This window comes from Pseudomonas sp. Pse35 (assembly GCF_024519715.1).
Taxonomy (GTDB): domain Bacteria; phylum Pseudomonadota; class Gammaproteobacteria; order Pseudomonadales; family Pseudomonadaceae; genus Aquipseudomonas; species Aquipseudomonas paracarnis.
In genome coordinates this window covers 124,678-147,179 of record NZ_JALJRP010000009.1, presented here as the reverse complement: position 1 = coordinate 147,179, position 22,502 = coordinate 124,678, and the positions used below count along the sequence as shown (strand labels likewise).

General features: G+C 59.9%; 19 protein-coding genes. 15 read left to right on the top strand and 4 right to left on the bottom strand.

All coding sequences use genetic code 11. The features are described 5' to 3' along the window. Positions 1–256: 256 nt before the first annotated feature. The gene (locus tag OC445_RS10940) at positions 257–1,603 is read left to right on the top strand and encodes an NCS2 family permease (RefSeq protein ID WP_034126137.1); all 1,347 of its coding nucleotides are present in this window, start codon (positions 257–259) and stop codon (positions 1,601–1,603) included. Between the two features lie 66 nt (positions 1,604–1,669). Then, positions 1,670–2,308 carry a LysE family translocator gene (locus tag OC445_RS10935; protein WP_054896333.1) on the top strand — a complete coding sequence of 213 codons (639 nt, stop codon included), beginning with the start codon at positions 1,670–1,672 and terminating at the stop codon, positions 2,306–2,308. On the opposite strand, the gene OC445_RS10930 is transcribed toward OC445_RS10935, so the two are convergent. Next, positions 2,292–7,523 carry a dermonecrotic toxin domain-containing protein gene (locus OC445_RS10930; RefSeq protein WP_262020153.1) on the bottom strand — a complete coding sequence of 1,744 codons (5,232 nt, stop codon included), beginning with the start codon at positions 7,521–7,523 and terminating at the stop codon, positions 2,292–2,294. The two genes, OC445_RS10935 and OC445_RS10930, sit on opposite strands and share 17 nt — an antisense overlap. Before the next feature lie 158 nt (positions 7,524–7,681). After that, the gene (gene uraH / locus OC445_RS10925) at positions 7,682–8,035 is read right to left on the bottom strand and encodes a hydroxyisourate hydrolase (RefSeq protein ID WP_034126134.1); all 354 of its coding nucleotides are present in this window, start codon (positions 8,033–8,035) and stop codon (positions 7,682–7,684) included. Positions 8,036–8,476: 441 nt separating this feature from the next. Here uraH and puuE point away from each other — a divergent pair, with 441 nt between their 5' ends. The 8 genes from puuE (at position 8,477) to OC445_RS10885 (ending at position 15,688) form a co-directional block, all read left to right on the top strand. Continuing rightward, on the top strand, positions 8,477–9,403 hold the full coding sequence (gene puuE / locus OC445_RS10920; RefSeq protein ID WP_014719292.1) for an allantoinase PuuE: 927 nt from the start codon (positions 8,477–8,479) through the stop codon (positions 9,401–9,403). Further along, a complete protein-coding gene (gene uraD / locus OC445_RS10915; RefSeq protein WP_014719293.1) occupies positions 9,400–9,915 on the top strand; it encodes a 2-oxo-4-hydroxy-4-carboxy-5-ureidoimidazoline decarboxylase in 516 nt (171 codons plus the stop codon). The genes puuE and uraD overlap by 4 nt, the downstream gene beginning before the upstream one ends. Before the next feature lie 41 nt (positions 9,916–9,956). Beyond that, positions 9,957–10,952, top strand: a complete 996-nt coding sequence (alc, locus tag OC445_RS10910; RefSeq protein WP_017137848.1) for an allantoicase — start codon at positions 9,957–9,959, stop codon at positions 10,950–10,952. A gap of 135 nt (positions 10,953–11,087) precedes the next feature. Beyond that, positions 11,088–11,591 (top strand): ureidoglycolate lyase, encoded by a 504-nt coding sequence (locus OC445_RS10905; protein WP_003192823.1) that lies wholly within the window; start codon positions 11,088–11,090, stop codon positions 11,589–11,591. Between the two features lie 51 nt (positions 11,592–11,642). Continuing rightward, positions 11,643–12,926, top strand: a complete 1,284-nt coding sequence (locus OC445_RS10900; RefSeq protein WP_003192825.1) for a urate hydroxylase PuuD — start codon at positions 11,643–11,645, stop codon at positions 12,924–12,926. Between the two features lie 195 nt (positions 12,927–13,121). Beyond that, positions 13,122–14,465, top strand: coding sequence for a nucleobase:cation symporter-2 family protein (locus OC445_RS10895; RefSeq protein WP_032896003.1), 1,344 nt, complete (start codon positions 13,122–13,124; stop codon positions 14,463–14,465). Positions 14,466–14,509: 44 nt separating this feature from the next. Further along, a complete protein-coding gene (locus OC445_RS10890; protein WP_140915357.1) occupies positions 14,510–14,887 on the top strand; it encodes a hypothetical protein in 378 nt (125 codons plus the stop codon). Positions 14,888–14,902: 15 nt separating this feature from the next. Continuing rightward, positions 14,903–15,688 carry an outer membrane protein OmpK gene (locus OC445_RS10885; RefSeq protein WP_054896336.1) on the top strand — a complete coding sequence of 262 codons (786 nt, stop codon included), beginning with the start codon at positions 14,903–14,905 and terminating at the stop codon, positions 15,686–15,688. 108 nt (positions 15,689–15,796) lie between these two features. Here OC445_RS10885 and OC445_RS10880 read toward each other — a convergent pair whose 3' ends face one another. Both OC445_RS10880 and OC445_RS10875 read right to left on the bottom strand, forming a co-directional pair. Beyond that, positions 15,797–16,945: a patatin-like phospholipase family protein gene (locus tag OC445_RS10880; RefSeq protein WP_057976993.1), complete on the bottom strand. Its 1,149-nt coding sequence runs from the start codon at positions 16,943–16,945 to the stop codon at positions 15,797–15,799. 160 nt (positions 16,946–17,105) lie between these two features. Continuing rightward, positions 17,106–18,041, bottom strand: coding sequence for a lipid A biosynthesis lauroyl acyltransferase (locus OC445_RS10875; protein ID WP_054920436.1), 936 nt, complete (start codon positions 18,039–18,041; stop codon positions 17,106–17,108). Positions 18,042–18,160: 119 nt separating this feature from the next. Between OC445_RS10875 and minC the strand changes: the two genes are divergently transcribed. The 5 genes from minC to OC445_RS10850 all read left to right on the top strand — a co-directional run bounded on the left by minC (position 18,161) and on the right by OC445_RS10850 (position 22,395). Beyond that, positions 18,161–18,898 carry a septum site-determining protein MinC gene (minC, locus tag OC445_RS10870; protein WP_014719299.1) on the top strand — a complete coding sequence of 246 codons (738 nt, stop codon included), beginning with the start codon at positions 18,161–18,163 and terminating at the stop codon, positions 18,896–18,898. A 199-nt stretch (positions 18,899–19,097) separates the two neighbouring features. After that, a complete protein-coding gene (minD, locus tag OC445_RS10865; RefSeq protein WP_003192835.1) occupies positions 19,098–19,910 on the top strand; it encodes a septum site-determining protein MinD in 813 nt (270 codons plus the stop codon). A gap of 3 nt (positions 19,911–19,913) precedes the next feature. Continuing rightward, positions 19,914–20,168, top strand: coding sequence for a cell division topological specificity factor MinE (gene minE, locus OC445_RS10860; protein WP_003175252.1), 255 nt, complete (start codon positions 19,914–19,916; stop codon positions 20,166–20,168). A 106-nt stretch (positions 20,169–20,274) separates the two neighbouring features. Continuing rightward, complete coding sequence (locus tag OC445_RS10855; RefSeq protein ID WP_003192838.1) at positions 20,275–20,910, top strand: RluA family pseudouridine synthase; 636 nt, start codon at positions 20,275–20,277, stop codon at positions 20,908–20,910. 195 nt (positions 20,911–21,105) lie between these two features. Next, positions 21,106–22,395: a M18 family aminopeptidase gene (locus tag OC445_RS10850; RefSeq protein ID WP_003192841.1), complete on the top strand. Its 1,290-nt coding sequence runs from the start codon at positions 21,106–21,108 to the stop codon at positions 22,393–22,395. Positions 22,396–22,502 lie beyond the last annotated feature (107 nt).

Below are 22,502 nucleotides of genomic sequence, written 5' to 3'. Positions count from 1 at the left end.
GCGCCCACAAGGTGCGGGTATCGAAGGCTTGTTTCAAGGCGTCGTGCAGAATAAATCCCTTGGCCTGGGCCTTTCATCCCTTTTCGCCAAGATAATCGAAAACATTATTTGCTTTATTTGTATACAAAAGCATAATTCGCTTCGTGCGAGTTCCTGACCTTTTGGTCAACAAAGCCCGCCAGTACCTCAAAGCGCGGTTGCCCACTCATGTAACCGGCGCTGGAAATAACAATAAAACGATTGAGGAGTACTCGCTGTGGATAGCCGTAAAACCGAAGCCCCTACGTTGGATCTGGCCGCGCCCCGAGGCGGTTGGCTGGAGCGCCTGTTCAAACTGCGCTTGCATGGCACCACAGTGAAGACCGAGCTGATCGCCGGCCTCACCACCTTTATCACCATGGCCTACATCATTTTCGTCAACCCCAACATCATGGCCGATGCCGGTATCGATCACGGCGCGGCTTTCGTCGCCACCTGCATCGCCGCCGCGCTGGGCTGCCTGTTGATGGGCCTGTACGCCAACTGGCCAGTGGGCCTGGCGCCGGGCATGGGCTTGAACGCGTTTTTCACCTACACCGTGGTCGGCACCATGGGCTACAACTGGGAAACCGCCCTCGGTGCGGTATTTGTCTCGGGTGTGCTGTTCATGATCCTGACGCTGTCGCGTATCCGCGAATGGTTGCTCAACAGTATCCCGGTCAGCCTGCGTCATGCCATGGGCGCGGGCGTGGGCCTGTTCCTGGGTGTGATCGGCCTGAAAACCGCCGGCATCATCGTCGACAGCCCGGCCACCCTGATCAAGCTCGGCTCCCTGCATGAACCCGCCCCACTGCTGGCGGCGGTGTGCTTCCTGCTGATCGCCATCCTCAGTTACCACCGCGTATTCGGCGCGATCCTGATCAGCATCATCGCCGTGACCCTGGCGGGCTGGGGCCTGGGCCTGGTGCATTACAACGGCATTCTCTCTACCCCACCGAGCCTGGCACCGACCTGGATGGCCATGGACGTGATGGGTGTGTTCAATGTGAGCATGATAAGCGTGGTATTTGCCTTTCTTTTTGTACACATGTTCGACACTGCCGGTACACTGATGGGCGTTGCCCAACGCGCAGGGCTAGTCAAGGCAGACGGCAAGATCGACAACCTGTCTCGTGCATTAAAGGCCGACAGTGCTTCCAGCGTGTTCGGCGCCATGGTTGGCGTGCCGCCCGTGACCAGCTATGTGGAAAGCGCTGCCGGTGTAGCTGCCGGCGGCCGCACCGGCTTGACTGCCGTGACCGTAGGCGTGCTGTTTGTGGCGGCGATGTTTTTCGCGCCGCTGGCCGGCATGATTCCCGCCTATGCCACGGCGGGCGCATTGATTTACGTGGCAATGCTGATGATGGCGAGCATGGCCCATATCAATTGGGATGAAGCCACCGACAGCATTCCGGCCATCGTGACCGCGATCATGATGCCGTTGACATTTTCGGTCGCCGACGGAATCGCCCTGGGCTTTATCACCTATGTGGCGTTGAAGGCCGGCACCGGCAAGTACCGTGAGATTTCCATCAGCCTGTGGGTGCTGTGCGCGATCTTTATCGCCAAGTTCATCTTTCTGTAGTTCAGGAAGGGCTGAAAAACCGCCTCACCTTCGGGTGGGGCTTTTGCACGTAAGGGAGAACTGTAGATGAACCTGGATACCTGGCTGTTGTTCAGCGGCGCTGCGCTGGTGGTGATCCTGATCCCCGGCCCGCTGTCATTGCTGATGATCAGCAACAGCCTCAACTTCGGTCTGCGCCGCTCTTACCCGGCGTTTCTGGGCGGCGTATTTGCTTCGATCTGTCTGCTGAGCGCCTCGGCACTTGGCCTCGGCGCGCTGTTGCTGGCATCCGAGCAATTGTTCAGCGCACTGAAGATCGTCGGCGCGCTGTACCTGTTCTACCTCGCCTGGCAAAGCTGGCAGCAATCGCGGCTGCCGAGCGCAGGCGCCGAAGTGCCAACGTCCCCGGCTGTGCCGCGCTTTGGTGCGTTGTTTGGCCGGGCCTTCGTACTGGGGGCCAGCAACCCCAAGGACATCCTGTTTTTTGCGGCCTTCCTGCCGCAGTTTCTCAGCGCCGAGCAGGCGTTTTTACCGCAATTGTTGATCATGATCGCCACCTGGACGGTGCTCGACCTGTTGTGCAAGTTGGCTTACGGCTTGGGCGCCCATGGCGCCGCGCGGTATTTGCGCAGCGGTTCGGGCCAGAGCTGGTTCAACCGCACCAGCGCTGCGCTGTTTGGCGGCGCCGGTGCAATGGCTCTCATCAACGCTAAGGGTTCAATTTGACGAAATAAACAGTGGGGGCCAGCTGTCCCTTTGTGGGCCACTGGATACCGGCCACAATCCGCACCAAGCGTTGTTCTTGCATCGCGTTGTCAACCGCCCTTAATAAAGCAGAGTCAGGGTGGGAGTTGATGGCTACCCGAACCCACTTGTCCGAAAGCTTCGTTCTCACGCTAATTCGCCCTGTCTCAAACCATTGGTAGGCCACGTAGTAAATTGTGCTCGAACGGGGATGAGTCACGACTGATTCAATACTGTTTTCTCCAAGAGGTAACCCTGGGCGTCGCACAGACAAGTCCACAATGCGGTAACCCTGCTGCTCCAACACGGTTCTGACGGCGGCGCGCTCTGCTTCAAGCCTCTGCGTCCTGACCGGTGTGACAGCATATTGCAGGCTCGGGTCTAACGGATGAGGCGGTATGAAGTCTACACGCGTGAAGCCGGGCGCCTTGCCTTCAAAACCGATGTATAGATATTCGCTGCGCCGTTCATTAGGTCGCAACATCCGCAGTAAATCATCCGTTTGACCGCTCCTCGCAGGAGGCGCGGGTAGCCATTCGTCCAGCGTCGCGCGGATGTCGAGCAAATGGCTTGCCGTGGCAGCCCGGGAAGGACCTGACAACTCAACCAACCTTATGACGGCAAACGTTCGAGCGTCATTCGTCAGGGTGGGAAAGGCCATGGTCACATACTGCCTCAACGGCCTGTCGAACAGTGCCGGATGATTTTGCCACCCACCTGAAGGCAGGCGTGATACGGGAATAGGCTGGTCGCGAATATCAGTGCTTGTCCAGCGCATGATATCGGTTAGCGCGGATCGCCCCGGTGGCTCATTTCGGGTGATAAACACCAGGCCGTTCAACGGTGCACGATCACCCTGCGGGAGCATCCGGTAGAAACCGCTGCTCGGATCCTGGATGGCGGTATAAGGAGGAGCCACGCGTAAAAACCTGGCATTGAGCTCAGAACCTCTGGGACCCACGCCTACCTCAAACACGCCAGCCGCCGGAAAGTCTACAATTTGACTGGGTTGGACTTGAACACGCCAACTCAGCCACTGAGTATCCGTTGTACGTGACTGCACAATCCGATTCTCGGTAGCCGTGCGCGTACGAGGGGGTTGCCAATCCGGCAATGGGGAAACGGGCCATGGGTTATGCACCCCGGAGCTGGGCCCAGGTTGTGGCGCATTCATGCCCAACAACCACTCTTTAGGCTCTTGAATGTTGATGACCAACTCATCCAGTCCCGGTTCCCGGCTATTTCGCAGACGAAATACCTCTTCGCTTTCGCGCTGGTAAACCGGGTAATGGTGCGTATCGTCCGCTATGAACTGCTCACCGTTCTTGACATGCACGCCTTGCCTGCCCGGCCCTTTCAACGCTACGGCGCCCTCGGGCTTACCCTTGATTCTGAAACGGTCCAAGAGCTTCGATTGCGTCACCAGCGACGAAGACGCGCTGGGCAAATGACTACGTATTGCCATCGGCAAGCGACGGATACGACTCAGAACCTTCATCGGCGAACGCATACCTATGACCTTACCGCCCTTCACTTTGGGAACAGGTGCAAAGTCTGTCGCCAGTTCGACCGCCAGAAACAGGGTCATGAACGCCACATCCACGGCATCGTTAGGGTCGCCAAAGCGATGATAGCGTCGGGCAGCCAACAGCAAATCATGGAAGTCGTTAGCCTTACCGAATAACGGAATCAAAATACCCAGCAACCCGCGCCTGGTGGCCTCGCTCTGCTCTTCAAGACGTTGAACCCGATAAGTCGCCAACATCCAGCTGGAGTTACTGACGGCTTGAACCCGCCCTTGCAACTCCAGCGAGCTGGCCGCGTACAGCAGTGCCATGGCGTCAGGGTAGGTGGTGGGCACCACCGCCAACCAGTTCGACGGTGCACTGGCAATCTGCTCGTGGATCAGCTCTTCGATTTCATTGACCGCTGGCGTAGGCTCAAGGTGCGTGATTTTGAATGAGCGGAAAAACTCATAGCTCCTCCACACACCTTCGAAGAATGAAAAACCGGCGAGGATATGGTCCACGTCATAAATCGAGCTGGTCTTGTTTGTTGCATCGACGTTATGGGCGATGGCCTCGAATGCCCAACCCGGTGCAACCTGTCGCGCCAGAACCTTAACGTAATCGGGCTCTGCAGCCATACGATTGAGCGCCGCCAGGGCTACTCCCACACTGGTGTATTCGCTGATGACCAAGGCTTGGGGCGCGGCCGGCCAGTAAACCACGCAGCGTCCGCTGGCCTGGTCCGCCATCACCACAATGCCTGCGATGTAACGATCATGCAGCATCGTGTGTCCTACCAAATGAACCACACTGAGCGTCAGCCGATGCCCGTTCTTTAACAGGTCTTCAGCCGTGCGGGCTGCCATTGCAACCTTGAACAGGCTCTGCGCCTGGGCGCTCAAACCCTGGGCGGCCGCTGAAAAAAGCTGCATCTGCGCGCAGTCCCGCAACGTGCGATTTATCAGCACAGGGATACGTTCTTCCCTCTGACCGCTCGCCCCCGCAGGGTAAAATGCACGGTGGGCCCGTATCGCGTAATTACCGCCGATATCCAGCGAAGACACGGTGTTGATCAGATAATCGGCGTTCAGTCGCTGGCGCCACTGCGGTTGCAGATAGCGGCCGCGTGTCAATCGCGGGCGTGTCCAGGGTGCTTGCGAGTCAAGGTTATGCAACGCCAGTTGCAGCATGCTGAACGTGTGGCGTTTGAGGCTGGGTGTCACGATGACTTTGCGATCGCCCGGCGTGCAGCGACTTTCGTGGCCACAAAAACTGCTGTAGGTGTCATCCGGCAAGTCGATCAACGGCTTGTCGATGTCCAGTTCCGGGTAAAAACCGTCTTCAGTCAAACGAGCGATCAATGCACTGCGGGCGAAGGTGTCCAGGTCAGGCAGGATCTGCACGAGCCCGCTTTCAGCGGCAGCGGCACTGCCCAGGTACCTGCGCTTGAGGCGTTGGAATTGTTTGAGCTGGGTACGCGTTGCGCTGGCCAGCCACGGTGGAGATTCTTTCATCTCAAGCGCAACTTTACGCAGCACGTCCACATTGGCCAACGCCTGGCTCAAAGCATGGTTGGGAGGAAACGCCAGATGTTGGTGCAGCTCGACCACCCACAACAAGCGGCTGACCATCGCATCCTTCACCTCGCCGAAAAGCCCCGTCATGCCACCGATGCGTTTGCTCAACCCTGCGTAGTACATCACCAGGTTTTTCAGCGAGAGACCCGTGGGGCTGATGTAGACAGGCTCGTAACGCACAGCCAGCGTGTTGCGCACCGCATGGGCGCGCAAGTCGTGGAGCTTATCCCGTTCGACACAACCCCATAACCTGGAATAGTCACTGCTGCCCAGTGTCGCTTTGAGCCCCTGCGTCAGCGCCTCCAGGCCGGAAAAAGCCATAAGCCCGCCATAATCTCCAAACGCATACAGCACCACCGGAATTGCGCCTGCCGGTTTTTTCAGCGCGGTCACTCGCGTCACCACCCACAGGTTATGCAGCGGATAGAAGGCATCCGGCGCGCTGCCCACCGAGACCGACAGCACCTGGGTTTGACTGCCAGGGCGTTTGCGCGCTGCAGGCTGGTCCAGCACTTCGCTAATCACGTCACGATGCGCCGTGGATATGAGCTTGAGCTGGTGTTGCAACTCAACCTCACAGCGCAATGCTTCGACCTGGGCGCTCAAAAACAGCGCAGCACGCCTGCGCCCTCCCCTAGGGCGCGCAAGCCAGAACGGCAAATCGAACAGTTGATGCTGCGCATCCTTGATCTGTGCGCTCAACACCTGCGTGTGCTCCTTGCGCTGACGCTCGAGCGCCAACACCTGCTCAAACGCCGCGCTCTGCGCACTCGGATCATCCTGGTTAAGCAACGCAACCAGGCCTTTTTCATAGCGTTTGACCTGTTGCTCTGCCGTAAGCCGGGCCAGCTCGGGCATCGCACTGGCAAACAGGATTTCTGGCTCCCGTCGCTGCCGGTCCCAGATAAGTAATTGGTCGCACACGTTGTGCAGCCGGGCGCTGCCTGCCAGCCGTTTGCGAGCTTGCTCGATCGAACGGAGAAAGGCCGTGGCCGACAACGTTTCAGGCCGCGGCCTGCTTGCAGCGAACACATGCGCGTGATTGATCGCCAGCGCGCAGGCCAACTCATTCGCCCACTGGCCATCCAGCAACGCCCGGGCGCTCAGAGCCAACGCATCCTCCGTCACCGCCGCGCCACGCACGACAACGGAGGCTGGGCTCAGGTGATCGGGTCGGCATAATTGGTGACGACGCTTTAGTGGCAAGCATTGCCAGAGTTCATCGAACAGCGTCTGACTGGTCAACGCCAACAGGCCGCATTGAAGCGAGAAGAACGACGGGTACTCGTAAAAATGGCGGGCCACGCCCGGCAGGTAAATCACATGCGGCGCACCCTCGGGGTCGCCGTCTCGATAAATATGCAGTGCCCCGGGAATCGCGACTGCAGGCAAGCCTGGCCACATCAATTGGCTTACCCGCACGCTGGCCCAACTGCCCCCGGCGCGCTGGCGCGCCTCGGTGTCGGGGGCATCCACCAATTGCTGGACCAGGGTCATTCCCGCAATGGAAATCTCATCCATTTGCCGTGCCATGAAAGCCTGCTCGGCAAAAGCTGCGGCGTATGATTCAGCCCAGCGTTCCTGACGTGTGTGCCACGATCCATGCGCCAAGGCCTGCCAATATTCCGTTACCGCTTGAGGCAGCCGCTCCAGCAGGTTCATCGCGATCATGCGTCGCAACACCTGCAAAGGCGTATACGGCAGCCGACGGTTTGGATCGCCCTTGACACTCAAGGAGGTGAATTGATTGAGGTTGTCCGGTACCGAAGGCAATGCCAGCGACAGCAGCGCCCGGTCGGTCAAACTGTCAACTTTGGCGGCCGCCCCCGGCAATGCCGCCTGGGTAAACAGCAGGCTGTCGGGGTCAATTTCAAATTCCTTGCGCAGCGCGGCACGAATCACTCCCAGAACCCGGGGCGCATGACCTATCAAGCGGGCGAGCACTCTGGTCGACTGGAAACACCGCCGGTCGGCCTCCGCGAGCTGGTTGATCAGGCGGCCGGGCTGGGGATGAGTGTTGATGCGCCGAGTCAGTTGATCGCGCATCTGCTGCACGCGTTCGGCAGTGATATCCGGATCATCTGAATAGATGTTGCCGATGGCTGAAGTCATGGTGCTTTCTTCTTGATGGAAGGACAAACACCAGCCTAGGCAGCGTCGCGGCTCAAAAGGCGTTAGATAATTGAACACACCACGGGCGAAAAAAAGCCCGCAGTGTGCGCGGGCGAAACCAACGAAGAGCATTTGGGGGTATGAAGCGAGGTGACGACTCAGCTACCGCGATAGGTGGAATAGCTGTAAGGCGAAATCAACAGGGGTACATGGTAATGCTCTTGCTCGGCGCTGATGCCAAAGCGTAGTACCACTACATCCAGGAAAGCCGGCTCCGGCAGCTGCACGCCACGGGCGCGGTAGTAATCGCCGGCGTTGAATTGCAGCTGGTAGACACCGCTGCGGTAATCGTCGCCTTGCAACAGCGGCGCATCGCAGCGGCCGTCGCTGTTGGTGGTGGCGGTAGCGACCAGCTCAAGCTGCGCACCTTCGACGCGGTACAGCTCGACCTTGATTGCGCTGCCGGGGCAACCGTGCGCGGCGTCCAAAACGTGTGTGGTCAAACGTCCCATGGCTTTTATGCGCCTCCCGAAGTCAGTCATAGAGAAACCCGCACTCTTTCAGGGCAGTGAAAAAGCCGGCGATGGCTGATTAAGACATTTCCAAAGAAAATTGTACACAATAAATTTCACAGCGCTTCAATCCCCTGTAGGAGCGAGCTTGCTCGCGAAAAACGCCAACGATAACGCGGGCTCCCAGGATGAAGAGTGGCGCCCTCAGGTTATTCGCGAGCAAGCTCGCTCCTACAGTGGGCTTTTTGATCTTAACCTGACCACTCAGGCAAGTTTCTTGCAGAGACCCGTAGAGAGCCCGTTCAGAAAAAATGCAGAAATGCGGGCTTACAAAGTTTGCAATAAGTTGTATACAATCACTCATCGCTGTGACGCCACTCAGTCATTCCACTGCCCGGACGCCACACACACCTGCTACCACGAACAAGAAGGAAGACTGCAGTGAGCGCTGACTACCCACGCGACCTGATCGGTTACGGCAGTAACCCTCCTCACCCCCACTGGCCGGGCAAGGCACGCATTGCGCTGTCGTTCGTACTCAACTACGAAGAAGGCGGCGAGCGCAACATTTTGCACGGTGACAAAGAGTCCGAAGCCTTCCTCTCGGAAATGGTCTCGGCGCAACCGCTGCAAGGCGAGCGCAACATGAGCATGGAGTCGCTGTACGAGTACGGCAGCCGTGCCGGTGTGTGGCGCATCCTCAAGTTGTTCAAAGAATTCGACATCCCGCTGACCATCTTCGCCGTGGCCATGGCCGCCCAGCGGCATCCGGATGTGATCCGCGCCATGGTCGCCGCCGGCCACGAGATTTGCAGCCACGGCTACCGCTGGATCGACTACCAGTACATGGACGAGGCCCAGGAGCGCGAGCACATGCTCGAAGCCATCCGCATCCTCACCGAACTCACCGGTGAACGCCCATTGGGCTGGTACACCGGGCGCACCGGCCCCAACACCCGTCGCCTGGTCATGGAGGAAGGTGGCTTCCTGTACGACTGCGACACCTACGACGACGACCTGCCCTACTGGGAACCCAACACCCCGAACGGCAAGCCGCACCTGGTAATCCCCTACACCCTGGACACCAACGACATGCGCTTCACCCAGGTGCAGGGTTTCAACAAGGGCGATGACTTTTTCGAGTACCTCAAGGATGCCTTCGACGTGCTGTACGCAGAAGGCGCCGAAGCGCCGAAGATGCTATCGATCGGCCTGCATTGCCGCCTGATCGGTCGCCCGGCACGCCTGGCCTCGCTCAAGCGCTTCATTGAATACGTCAAAGGCCATGATCAGGTGTGGTTCACCCGCCGCGTGGACATCGCCCGTCACTGGCACCAAACCCACCCTTTCCCGGGAGCAGCGAAATGACTGCGTTCCAGACCCTGAAACCTTCGACCTTGAGCCGCGACGCCTTCGTCCAGGCCTTTGCCGATATCTACGAACACTCGCCATGGGTGGCCGAAAAGGCCTTCGACCTGGGCCAGGACGCGTCGATCGACCAGATCGAAACCCTGCACCAGCGCATGAGCGATATCCTGTTGAGTGCTGATCACGCCTCGCAACTGGCGCTGATCAATGCTCACCCGGACCTGGCCGGAAAAGCTGCCGTCCAGGGCCAACTGACCCAAGCCAGCACCGATGAACAAGCGGGCGCGGGTATTCACCAATGCACGGCCGAAGAGTTTTCTCGCTTCACCGAGCTGAATGAGGCCTACAAAGCCAAGTTCAAGTTTCCCTTCATCATGGCGGTAAAAGGCAGCAACCGGCATCAGATCCTCGCCGCTTTCGAAACGCGCATCCACAACTCGGCAGACACCGAGTTCAAGTGCGCGCTGGACGAGATCAACAAGATCGCGTTGTTCCGCTTACTGACCCTCTAGCAGTCCATCCCCAGCCACTCTATCTAAGGCAGACAAGAAGAATGAAAGCTTACGCCGTACCTTTCGAAAAGTTCGTCAACCTGGCCGACGCCCGCCTGGGCACCAAGATCATCTCGGTGACCGATGACTGGTTCGCTGACGCCAACCGCCTGTTCCAGCCGACCCCGGCCGTGTGGAAGGAGGGCGTTTTCGATGACAACGGCAAGTGGATGGACGGCTGGGAGTCACGCCGCAAGCGCTTCGAAGGCTACGACAGTGCGGTAATCCGCCTGGGCGTGCCGGGTTCGATCAAAGGCGTGGACATCGACACTTCATTCTTCACCGGCAACTTCCCGCCGTCGGCTTCCCTGGAAGCCTGCTTCCTGGCCTCGGGCGAGCCGGATGCCAACACCCAGTGGGTGGAAGTGCTGTCAGCCGTCGAGCTGCAAGGCAACAGCCACCACTACCACGAGATCAACAACGACCAGGCGTTCAGCCACCTGCGCTTCAACATCTACCCGGATGGCGGCGTGGCCCGTCTGCGTGTGTACGGCGTGCCGTTCCGCGACTGGTCTTCGGTGGGCGACAACGAACAGGTCGACCTGGCTGCCGCGCTCAATGGCGGTCGTGCCCTGGCCTGTTCCGACGAACACTTCGGCCGCATGAGCAACATCCTCAACCCGGGCCGCGGCATCAACATGGGCGATGGCTGGGAAACCGCACGTCGTCGCACGCCAGGCAATGACTGGGTGATCGTCGCCCTGGGCCACCCGGGCGAGATCGAGAAAATCGTGGTGGACACCCTGCACTTCAAGGGCAACTACCCGGACACCTGCTCGATCCAGGGCGCCTTCGTGAAAGGCGGCACCGACAGCCAGATCGAAACCCAGTCGCTGTTCTGGCGCGAACTGCTGCCGGCGCAGAAGCTGGAAATGCACGCCGAACACACCTTCGCCGAGCAGATCAAGGCGCTGGGGCCGATTACCCACATCCGCTTGAACGTGTTCCCGGATGGTGGTGTGAGTCGCCTGCGCGTCCTGGGCAAGGTCGCCAAATAACACCCGATCGTCCCCACGCTCTGCGTGGGGATGCACCCCGTGACGCTCCGCGTCACACAGCGGACGCAGAGCGTCCAGGGCAGCGTTCCCACGCAGAGCGTGGGAACGATCTATAGACAAGACAAGAAGACAGCCATGCGCACACTGATGATCGAACCCCTGACCAAAGAAGCCTTCGCCCCCTTCGGAGACGTTATCGAAACCGACGGCAGCGATCACTTCATGATCAACAACGGGTCGACCATGCGCTTTCACAAACTGGCCACGGTCGAAACCGCGAAGCCGGAAGACCACGCCATCATCAGCATCTTCCGCGCCGACGCGCAGGACATGCCGCTGACCGTGTGCATGCTGGAGAGACACCCGCTGGGCAGCCAGGCTTTCATTCCGCTGCTCGGCAACCCCTTTCTGATCGTGGTCGCGCCACTTGGCGATGAACCTGTATCGGGCTTGGTCCGCGCCTTCGTCACCAACGGCAGGCAGGGCATTAATTACCATCGCGGCGTCTGGCACCACCCGGTGCTGACGATCGAAAAGCGGGATGACTTCCTGGTGGTTGATCGCAGTGGCACAGGCAATAACTGCGATGAGCATTTTTTCAAAGAGGATGAGCGTTTGATCCTCGCCCCCCACCAATAAGAGAAGGTCTGATCACCCGACAACAAGGGTGACAGGCGAGAGGTAAAGACTGTGGAAGCACATCTGTTGGAATGGCTGAACCTGAGCGTGCGCTGGGTTCACATGATCACTGGCGTCGCCTGGATCGGCGCTTCTTTCTACTTCGTCTGGCTGGAAAACAACCTTAATCGCGTCAACCCCAAGAACGGCCTGGCCGGTGACTTGTGGGCGATCCACGGTGGCGGTATCTACCACCTGGAAAAATACAAACTGGCCCCGCCGACCATGCCGGACAACCTGCACTGGTTCAAATGGGAAGCCTATTTCACCTGGATGTCGGGCGTCGCGCTGCTGTGCGTGGTGTTCTACCTCAACCCGACGCTGTACCTGCTCGCCCCCGGCAGCAGCCTCAGCGGCACCGAAGGCGTGTTGCTGGGCATCGGCTCACTGTTCGCCGGCTGGTTCATCTACTCCTTTCTGTGCGACTCGGCCCTGGGCAAACGCCCTGCCCTGCTCGGCTTGATCCTGTTCGTGCTGTTGATTGCGGCGGCTTACGGCTTCAGCAAGGTGTTCAGCGGCCGCGGTGCCTACCTGCACGTGGGTGCGGTGATCGGCACGATCATGGTGGGTAACGTGTTCCGCATCATCATGCCGGCCCAACGCGCGCTGGTGGCGGCCATCGCCGAGAACCGCACGCCCGACCCGGCGCTGCCGGCCAAAGGTCTGCTGCGCTCACGCCACAACAACTACTTCACCTTGCCGGTGCTGTTCATCATGATCAGCAACCACTTCCCGAGTACCTATGGCAGCCAATACAACTGGCTGATCCTGGCCGGTATCGCGGTGGCAGCAGTGTTGGTGCGCCATTACTTCAACACCCGGCATGACAGCCAGAAGTATGCATGGACCTTGCCCGTAGGCGCCTTGGCGATGATCAGCCTGGCCTACGTGACCGGGCCCAAGCCGGCTGAACCGATTGCCAAGGCACCGGCTGCCATCGAGTACCAACCCCTGCCAGAAACCGCACTGGGCGGTGGCTTGAAACCGGCCGCGCCTGCCGCACCCGCCGCTGAACCGGCACCGGCCCAGGCCACCACGGACTTCGGCCAGGTACACCACGTGATCGAGCAACGCTGCACCGTGTGCCATTCGGCCAAGCCCACCAGCCCGCTGTTCAGTACGGCACCGGCTGGGGTGATGTTCGACACACCGGCACAGATCCAGCAGCAGGCGGCGCGGATTCAAGCGCAGGCCGTGGCCAGCCAGATCATGCCGCTGGGCAACATTACCCAGATGACCCAGCAGGAACGGGATTTGATCGGCACCTGGATCAATCAGGGGGCCCGCACCAACTGACTGTTTCACACCGTTCCCATGTGGGAGCTGGCTTGCCTGCGATAGCGGCAGATCACCAACATTTTCGGTGACTGACACACCGCCATCGCAGGCAAGCCAGCTCCCACAAGGGAGATCAGTGATGGTTTGAAGATTAAGTTTCATCCGGCAATTGAATGCCAAACAACACAAAAATAAAAAGATTCGAGGTGTTGCATGTCCCAGTTAGAAACGCAGACTCCTGCCGCGCCCGCCATGGTGCGGCTGCCCCTCTTGCAACTGATCCTGGTAGGCCTGCAACACGTCTTGCTGATGTACGGCGGTGCTGTCGCCGTGCCCCTGATCATTGGCCAGGCCGCCGGCTTGAGCCGTGAAGAAATCGCCTTTCTGATCAACGCCGACCTCCTGGTGGCCGGTATCGCCACCATGGTGCAGTCGTTCGGCATCGGCCCCATGGGCATCCGCATGCCGGTGATGATGGGCGCCAGTTTTGCCGCCGTGGGCAGCATGGTCGCCATGGCCGGCATGCCCGGCATCGGTTTGCAGGGCATCTTCGGCGCGACCATCGCCGCCGGGTTCTTCGGCATGCTCATCGCACCGTTCATGTCCAAGGTGGTGCGCTTTTTCCCGCCGCTGGTGACCGGTACGGTGATCACCGCCATCGGCCTTTCGCTGTTTCCCGTGGCGGTGAACTGGGCCGGCGGGGGCAGCGCCGCCGCCACGTTTGGCTCGCCGGTCTACCTGGCGATTGCCGCCCTGGTACTGGCCACGATCTTGCTGATCAACCGCTTCATGCGCGGCTTCTGGGTGAACATCTCGGTACTGATCGGCATGGGCCTGGGTTACGCGCTATGTGGTGTGATCGGCATGGTCGACCTCAGTGGCCTGGCGCAGGCGCCGTGGGTGCAGGTCGTGACGCCGTTGCACTTTGGCATGCCCAAGTTCGAGTTGGCGCCGATCCTGTCGATGTGCCTGGTGGTGGTGATCATTTTTGTCGAGTCCACCGGCATGTTCCTCGCCCTAGGCAAGATCACCGGCCAGGAGGTCACGCCGAAGATGCTGCGACGCGGCCTGTTGTGTGATGCCGGCGCGTCGTTCTTTGCCGGCTTCTTCAACACCTTTACCCACTCCTCCTTCGCGCAGAATATCGGCCTGGTGCAGATGACCGGCGTGCGCTGCCGCTCGGTCACGCTCATGGCCGGCGCGTTCTTGATCGTGCTCAGCCTGTTGCCCAAGGCGGCCTATCTGGTGGCTTCAATTCCACCTGCGGTACTCGGCGGCGCGGCGATTGCGATGTTCGGGATGGTGGCGGCAACCGGGATCAAGATTCTGCAGGAAGCCGACATCGCCGACCGCCGTAACCAGTTGCTGGTGGCGGTGAGCATCGGCATGGGCCTGATCCCCGTGGTACGCCCGGAGTTCTTCGCACAGCTGCCGTTGTGGATGAGCCCGATTACCCACAGCGGCATCGCCATGGCCACCCTCAGCGCGCTGTCGCTGAACATCCTGTTCAACATCCTCGGCGGCGCTGAGCGCCCCGAAGTCGCGCATACGCATTGATTCCTTTGTTAGTACAAAAATAACAACAAACAGGGAACCCCCACATGCACAACCTTGACATGGGGCCGGCCACACGCCGCGCCCCATTCTTGCCCCTCGCGCTCTGTTACAGCGCACTTGAGCCCAGGCCTGGGAGCCAGTATTCTCCGCGCCCGCTCGAATCGACTCAAAAAAAAACAGCGAATGTAAAAGCTGACCTCAAGGCCAACTTATCCCGGCCTGATGTTTGCTGCCAAAGTGCACAAAAGTCCCCTGAATTCGACTGCATCCGCTGCAGCCGACGGGGATTTTTTTGGCTTTTTCAGCACCTTGGCGCAGCTCTTGCTAAAAGCATCAAAGCTGACCGAATAGACGATTTTTGCAGCGAACCAAAAGGCGCCACACCAGAGCGCCTGCGTAGAAGAAAAACCATAAAATTTTAACTCGGGAGCAACCGAATGAAACCTATGTTCAAAGGCCTGATGCTGGCTGGATCACTGTTGGCCGGTGGCCAGGCCGTAGCCAGTGACTTGTTGCAGTGGCAAAACAACAGCCTGACTTATCTGTGGGGCAAGAGCTTTACCGTCAACCCGCAGATCCAGCAAACCGTCACCTTCGAACATGCCGACGCATGGAAGTACGGCGACAACTTCTTCTTCCTCGACCGTATCTTTTACAACGGCAAGGAAGACGGCAATGTCGGCCCGAATACTTACTACGGCGAGTTCAGCCCGCGTTTGTCGTTCGGCAAGATCCTGGACAAGGACCTGTCGTTCGGCCCGATCAAGGACGTGCTGCTGGCCTTCACCTATGAGTTCGGCGAGGGCGATAACGAGTCCTACCTGCTGGGTCCGGCGTTCGACTTGAACATCCCCGGTTTCGACTACTTCCAGTTGAACTTCTACCAGCGCCAGACCGAGGGCAATCGTCCGGGTGACGGCGTGTGGCAGATCACTCCGGTCTGGTCGTACACCATTCCCGTGGGTAATTCCGACGTGCTGATCGACGGTTTCATGGACTGGGTGGTGGATAACGACAAGAACGCCCGCGGCACTTATCACGCCAACCTGCACTTCAACCCGCAGGTCAAATACGACTTGGGCAAGGCGCTGCATTGGGGCGACAAGCAGTTGTATGTGGGTTTTGAATACGACTACTGGAAGAACAAGTACGGGATTGAAGACAGCGGCGCCTTCAAGACAACCCAGGACACAGCAAGCTTCCTGGTCAAATACCACTTCTAAAGGTTGACCGCGGTTCCCTGTGGGAGCTGGCTTGCCTGCGATCGCGATGTGTCTGTGCCAACAGTGTTGGCTGGCATACCGCTATCGCAGGCAAGCCAGCTCCCACATTCAGTTCGGCGTCAGGCCCAGGAAACGGGTGATTTCTTCGCGCTTGGCCAGCGCATCCTTGCGCCCCAGTTCGATCAACTCGCTGCAATACCCCGCCTCGAACAACAGATAACTCAACACCCCTGCCCCGCTGGTCTTGGTTGCCCCAGGCCCCCGTAAAAACACACGCAACGCCGCCGGCAATTCCTGGCGATGTCGCGCGGCGATTTCATCGATGGGCTGGCTGGGGGCAATCACCAACACCTCTACCGGCGCCAGGCCCTGCACCGCCGCATCCGCAGGCACGACGCGGCTGAACTGGTTCAAGCGCTCCAGCAGTTCGATATCGCTTTCCAAGCTGTCAATGAAGGTGCTGTTGAGCATGTGCCCCCCGATTTGCGCCAGGGTCGGTTGCTGGCCGGTGTAGGTGCGTTGCGTCGAGGCTTCATTGCCCCTTGGGTTGCCGCTCACACCGACGACCAATACGCGGCTGGCCCCCAGGTGCAAGGCCGGGCTGATGGGCGCGGACTGCCGCACTGCGCCATCGCCGAAGTACTCTTCGTCAAGTTTGATCGGAGCGAACAACAGCGGAATCGCGGAGCTTGCCAACAGGTGCTCTACCGTCAGTTGGGTCGGTACCCCAATGCGCCGATGACGCAACCAGGCATCGATGGTGCCGCCGCCCTGATAGAAGGTCACCGCTTGCCCGGACTCATAACCAAAGGCCGTCACCGCCACCGCCTGCAAATGCTTGCGGCGGATAGCCTCGTCGATGCCGTCCAGGTTCAAACGCGCTTGCAGCAAGTCACGCAGGGGGGAGCTATTGAGCAACGCCACCGGCACCTGGGCACCCAGGCCCAACAGGCTGTGGATCAGGAAGCGACTGGCCTGGCGTATCACCCCCGGCCAATCGCTGCGCAGCACCTGATGGCTGCGAAAGCCCTGCCAGAACGCTGTCAGCCGTTGGACAGCCGCGCAGAAGTCACTGGCCCCACTGGCCAGGCTCACCGCATTGATTGCGCCGGCGGAGGTGCCGACGATCACCGGAAAAGGATTCGGTGCCCCTGGCGGCAGCAATTCGGCAATCGCCGCCAGCACCCCCACCTGATAAGCCGCTCGCGCCCCGCCGCCGGAAAGAATCAAGCCTGTGACCGGTTCAACTGGGCGCATTGCGTCACTCCATGTGGCGAAAAGTTGGGCTTATCAACGTCATATCACTGTAGGAGCGAGCTCGCTCGCGAAGATCGCCAATGATTACGCGTACATCCTAGGTGAACGCGGTGTTATTGGGTTTTTCGCGAGCAAGCTCGCTCCTACAATGGCAGCAGGGTTATCGACGGCGCTTTTCGTACAACTTGGGCTCACCCGGCGGCCGGCTCTTGAAGCGGCGATGGGTCCACAGGTATTGCTCAGGGCATGCGCGTACCGAGGCTTCGACCCACTGGTTGATGCGCAGGCAGTCGATCTCGTCGGTTTCACCCGGGAAGTCGGTCAGCGGCGGATGGATCACCAGGCGGTACCCGCTACCGTCAGCCAGGCGCTCCTGAGTAAACGGCACCACCAGCGCCTTGCCCAGGCGTGCGAATTTGCTGGTAGCGGTAACGGTAGCAGCCTGGATGCCGAACAACGGCACGAAGATGCTTTGCTTGGCGCCGTAGTCCTGGTCCGGTGCGTACCAGATGGCCCGGCCGGCGCGCAGCAGCTTGAGCATGCCGCGCACGTCGTCGCGCTCCACGGCCAGGGAATCGAGGTTGTGGCGTTCACGGCCACGGCGCTGGATAAAGTCGAACAGCGGGTTGCCGTGTTCGCGGTACATGCCGTCAATGGTGTGCTTCTGCCCCAGCAGCGCCGCGCCGATTTCCAGGGTGGTGAAGTGCAGCGCCATGAGGATCACGCCCTTGCCGTCCAACTGCGCCTGCGTGAGGTGCTCCAGCCCTTCGACATGGGCCAGGCGCGCCAGGCGCGGCTTGGGCCACCACCAGCTCATGGCCATTTCAAAGAAGGCGATGCCGGTGGAAGCGAAGTTTTCCTTGAGCAGGCGTTTGCGTTCCTTGACGGATTTTTCCGGGAAGCACAGCTCTAGGTTGCGCGCCGCGATGCGGCGACGATCACCTGCCACGCGGTACATGCCCGCGCCCAGCAGGCGACCAATGGTCAACAGCGCCCGATACGGCAATTGAGTGACCAGCCACAGCAGGCCGAGCCCCAGCCATAGCAGCCAAAAACGCGGGTGAAGAAATACAGCTCGAAAACGCGGGCGATCCATTACAGATTCCGGTAAAGACAAGGGCCGCGCATTCTACAACGGTTCGACTCGGCTTGCGGCGGGTGAGTGTTCTCGTTATAAGTCTCGACACTTTTCGTGACAAGCCGCTTTCGCCGACCATGAGCCAAACCGAACCGCTAGACCAAGATCCCGTGTTCCAGCTAAAAGGCAGCATGCTCGCCATTACCGTGCTGGAACTGGCCCGCAATGACCTCGACGCCCTGGACCGCCAACTGGCCGCCAAGGTCGCCCTGGCGCCGAACTTCTTCAACAACGCCCCGCTGGTGCTGGCGCTGGACAAGCTGCCGGCTGGCCAGGGAGTGATTGATTTGCCCGGCCTGATGCGCGTATGCCGTTCCCATGGCCTGCGCACACTGGCGATTCGCGCCAGCCGCATCGAAGACATTGCCGCCGCCATCGCCATTGAACTGCCAGTACTGCCACCGTCCGGCGCCCGTGAGCGCCCTCTGGAACCATTGGTCGGCGAAGAAAAGAAAAAACCGGAAAAACCACCGGAGCCTGCGATCAGGCCTACAAAGATCATCACCTCGCCGGTACGCGGCGGGCAGCAGATTTACGCCCAGGGCGGCGACCTTGTGGTGGTTTCCTCGGTCAGCCCGGGGGCGGAACTTCTTGCCGATGGCAACATCCATGTATACGGCCCGATGCGCGGACGCGCCCTGGCCGGCATCAAGGGTGATACCAAGGCACGTATTTTTTGCCAGCAGTTGACCGCCGAGCTGGTTTCTATCGCGGGTCAGTACAAGGTTTCCGAAGATTTGCGCCGCGATCCACTGTGGGGCGCTTCGGTACAGGTCAACCTGTCGGGCGATGTGTTGAACATCATCCGTCTTTAACGGATACTGCCGCATTTTCCAAGCATCTCTAGACTCTGATAGCAAAGCGAAACCGGCAAGACTTGTGTAGGACTTTTTGGAAGTTGGTGTTTCCCCATGGAAACCCCGTCTTTTTCCTGCAAAGGCTGTCCGCCTGCGGCGAGTTCCAAGAGATGTTTTTCAGGGACCGAAAGTCCTTTTTCCTTAGGGGTGAAACACCTTGGCCAAGATTCTCGTGGTTACATCCGGCAAGGGTGGTGTGGGTAAGACCACCACCAGCGCCGCTATCGGTACCGGCCTCGCTCTGCGCGGCCACAAGACAGTCATCGTCGACTTCGACGTCGGTCTGCGTAACCTTGACCTGATCATGGGCTGCGAGCGTCGCGTGGTGTATGACTTCGTCAACGTGGTGAACGGCGAAGCCAACCTGCAACAGGCCCTGATCAAGGACAAGCGCCTTGAGAACCTGTACGTGCTGGCTGCCAGCCAGACCCGTGACAAAGACGCGCTGACCAAAGAAGGCGTCGGCAAAGTCCTCGCCGAGCTCAAGGAAACCTTCGAATACGTGGTCTGCGATTCTCCGGCCGGTATCGAAACCGGTGCTCACCTGGCGATGTACTTCGCCGACGAAGCCATCGTGGTAACCAACCCGGAAGTCTCCTCGGTACGTGACTCGGACCGCATGCTCGGCCTGTTGGCCAGCAAGTCCAAGCGCGCCGAAGAAGGCCAGGACCCGATCAAGGAGCACCTGCTGCTCACCCGCTACAACCCGGAGCGCGTCAACAACGGCGAAATGCTGGGTGTTGAAGACGTGAAGGAAATCCTCGCCGTGACCCTGCTGGGCGTGATTCCGGAATCCCAGGCCGTCCTGAAGGCATCCAACCAGGGCGTACCGGTGATTCTCGACGACCAGAGCGACGCCGGCCAGGCGTACAGCGATGCAGTTGATCGCTTGCTGGGCAAGACCGTGGAACACCGCTTCCTCGATGTCAAGAAGAAGGGATTCTTCGAGCGTATCTTTGGAGGCAACTAAACAATGAAATTTCTCGACTTCTTTCGCGCCAACAAAAAGCCAAGTACCGCGTCGGTAGCGAAAGAGCGTCTACAGATCATCGTGGCGCACGAACGCGGCCAACGCAGCACGCCGGATTACCTGCCAGCCTTGCAGAAGGAACTGGTCGAGGTGATCCGCAAGTACGTCAATATCGGCAACGATGACGTGCATGTCGCCCTGGAAAATGACGGCAGCTGCTCGATTCTGGAACTCAATATCACCCTGCCCGATCGTTGATCGAAAGGGCGGTCGCCACGGCGGCTCCACTGACGGCCCCCTCGCTCCTACAGGGTGAGGGGGCCGTCAGTGGAGCCGCCGTTGGCGTTTGTTACGAGGCTGTTTAATGCCGCTGTCCAATATCCATATCCTGCATCAGGACGACGCTGTCCTGGTGGTGAACAAGCCGACCCTGCTGCTCTCGGTGCCTGGTCGCGCCGACGACAACAAGGACTGCCTGATCACTCGCCTGCAGGAAAACGGCTACCCAGAAGCCCGCATCGTCCATCGCCTGGACTGGGAAACCTCGGGGATCATCCTGCTGGCCCGGGACGCGGATACCCACCGCGAACTGTCCCGCCAGTTTCACGACCGCGAGACAGAAAAGGCCTACACCGCCCTGGCCTGGGGCCAACCGGCACTGGACAGCGGCAGCATCGACCTGCCCCTGCGCTATGACCCGCCGACCAAGCCCCGCCACGTTGTCGACCATGAGTTCGGCAAACATGCCCTGACCTTCTGGAAAGTGCTGGAGCGTTGCGGCGACTGGTGCCGCGTAGAGCTGACACCCATCACTGGGCGCTCACACCAGTTGCGCGTGCATATGTTGTCCATCGGGCATCCGTTGCTGGGCGATGGTCTGTACGCCCATGAACAAGCCCTGGCCGCCTGGCCGCGCCTGTGCCTGCATGCAAGCATGCTCAGCTTCACCCATCCGCAAAGCGGCGAGCGCCTGCGTTTCGAGTGCCCAGCCCCTTTTTGAAGGGCTGATGCGGTCAAATGTGGGAGCTGGCTTGCCTGCGATATCGGCGTGCCAGCCAATACATCTGGCACAGAAAGACCGCTATCGCAGGCAAGCCAGCTCCCACAGGGTTTGGTGTGGTTCTCGGCCCTGCACGCTCACTCCAAATATCTGGCCAATACGGTAAACTCTCGCCACTGCTGTCTGGAGCTATTTATGCGCGAAGCGTTGAATCAAGGCCTGATCGACTTCCTCAAGGCCTCCCCTACTCCTTTTCATGCCACTGCCGCCCTGGCCCAACGCCTGGAAGCGGCCGGTTACCAGCGCCTCGACGAGCGCGACACCTGGGCCACCGAGGCCAACGGTCGCTACTACGTGACCCGCAACGATTCCTCGATCATCGCCTTCAAGCTCGGCCGCCAATCGCCGCTGCAGGACGGTATCCGCATGGTCGGCGCCCATACCGACAGCCCATGCCTGCGGGTCAAGCCCCAGCCGGAGCTGCAACGTCAGGGCTTCTGGCAACTGGGCGTGGAAGTCTACGGCGGCGCGCTACTGGCGCCCTGGTTCGACCGCGACCTGTCCCTGGCAGGCCGTGTTACCTTCCGCCGCGATGGCAAGGTCGAGAGCCAACTGATCGATTTCAAGCTGCCGATCGCCATCATTCCCAACCTGGCCATTCACCTCAACCGTGAAGCCAACCAGGGCTGGGCAATCAATGCCCAGACCGAGCTGCCGCCGATCCTTGCGCAGTTTGCCGGTGACGAGCGCGTGGATTTTCGCGCCGTGCTCACCGAACAGTTGGCCCGCGAGCACGGGTTGAATGCCGATGTGGTGCTCGACTACGAGCTGAGTTTCTACGACACCCAAAGTGCTGCCGTGATCGGCCTCAATGGCGACTTCATTGCCGGTGCGCGCCTGGACAACCTGCTGTCGTGCTACGCCGGCTTGCAAGCCTTGCTCACCAGCGACACCGATGAAACCTGCGTGCTGGTGTGCAACGACCACGAAGAAGTCGGCTCCTGCTCGGCCTGCGGTGCCGATGGCCCGATGCTGGAACAGACCCTGCGTCGCCTGCTGCCCGAAGGTGAAGAATTCGTACGCACCATTCAGAAATCCCTGCTGGTGTCGGCAGACAACGCCCACGGTGTGCACCCCAACTACGCCGAGAAACACGACGCCAACCACGGCCCGAAACTCAACGCCGGCCCGGTGATCAAGGTCAACAGCAACCAGCGCTACGCCACCAACAGCGAAACCGCCGGGTTCTTCCGCCACCTGTGCATGGCCCAGGAAGTGCCAGTGCAAAGCTTCGTGGTGCGCAGCGACATGGGCTGCGGCTCGACCATCGGCCCCATCACTGCCAGCCACCTGGGCGTGCGCACCGTGGACATCGGCTTGCCGACCTTTGCCATGCACTCGATCCGCGAGCTGTGCGGCAGCCATGACCTGGCGCATCTGGTCAAGGTGCTGGGGGCGTTCTACGCCAGCCGCGATTTACCCTGAGACCGAAGCGCGCCCATCGCGGGCAAGCCCGCTCCCACATTTGATCTGTGAATGCATTTCAGTGTGGGAGCGGGCTTGCCCGCGATGGGTTTCCAAACAGATATAAG

Bases quoted from the DNA above. Each gene is read 5' to 3' on its own strand.
- OC445_RS10935 (WP_054896333.1), top strand. From the start codon at position 1,670: ATGAACCTGGATACCTGGCTGTTGTTCAGCGGCGCTGCGCTGGTGGTG.
- OC445_RS10930 (WP_262020153.1), bottom strand. From the start codon at position 7,523: ATGACTTCAGCCATCGGCAACATCTATTCAGATGATCCGGATATCACT.
- uraH (WP_034126134.1), bottom strand. From the start codon at position 8,035: ATGGGACGTTTGACCACACACGTTTTGGACGCCGCGCACGGTTGCCCC.
- uraD (WP_014719293.1), top strand. From the start codon at position 9,400: ATGACTGCGTTCCAGACCCTGAAACCTTCGACCTTGAGCCGCGACGCC.
- alc (WP_017137848.1), top strand. From the start codon at position 9,957: ATGAAAGCTTACGCCGTACCTTTCGAAAAGTTCGTCAACCTGGCCGAC.
- OC445_RS10905 (WP_003192823.1), top strand. From the start codon at position 11,088: ATGCGCACACTGATGATCGAACCCCTGACCAAAGAAGCCTTCGCCCCC.
- OC445_RS10895 (WP_032896003.1), top strand. From the start codon at position 13,122: ATGTCCCAGTTAGAAACGCAGACTCCTGCCGCGCCCGCCATGGTGCGG.
- OC445_RS10890 (WP_140915357.1), top strand. From the start codon at position 14,510: ATGCACAACCTTGACATGGGGCCGGCCACACGCCGCGCCCCATTCTTG.
- OC445_RS10885 (WP_054896336.1), top strand. From the start codon at position 14,903: ATGAAACCTATGTTCAAAGGCCTGATGCTGGCTGGATCACTGTTGGCC.
- OC445_RS10880 (WP_057976993.1), bottom strand. From the start codon at position 16,945: ATGCGCCCAGTTGAACCGGTCACAGGCTTGATTCTTTCCGGCGGCGGG.
- OC445_RS10875 (WP_054920436.1), bottom strand. From the start codon at position 18,041: ATGGATCGCCCGCGTTTTCGAGCTGTATTTCTTCACCCGCGTTTTTGG.
- minC (WP_014719299.1), top strand. From the start codon at position 18,161: ATGAGCCAAACCGAACCGCTAGACCAAGATCCCGTGTTCCAGCTAAAA.
- minE (WP_003175252.1), top strand. From the start codon at position 19,914: ATGAAATTTCTCGACTTCTTTCGCGCCAACAAAAAGCCAAGTACCGCG.
- OC445_RS10855 (WP_003192838.1), top strand. From the start codon at position 20,275: ATGCCGCTGTCCAATATCCATATCCTGCATCAGGACGACGCTGTCCTG.
- OC445_RS10850 (WP_003192841.1), top strand. From the start codon at position 21,106: ATGCGCGAAGCGTTGAATCAAGGCCTGATCGACTTCCTCAAGGCCTCC.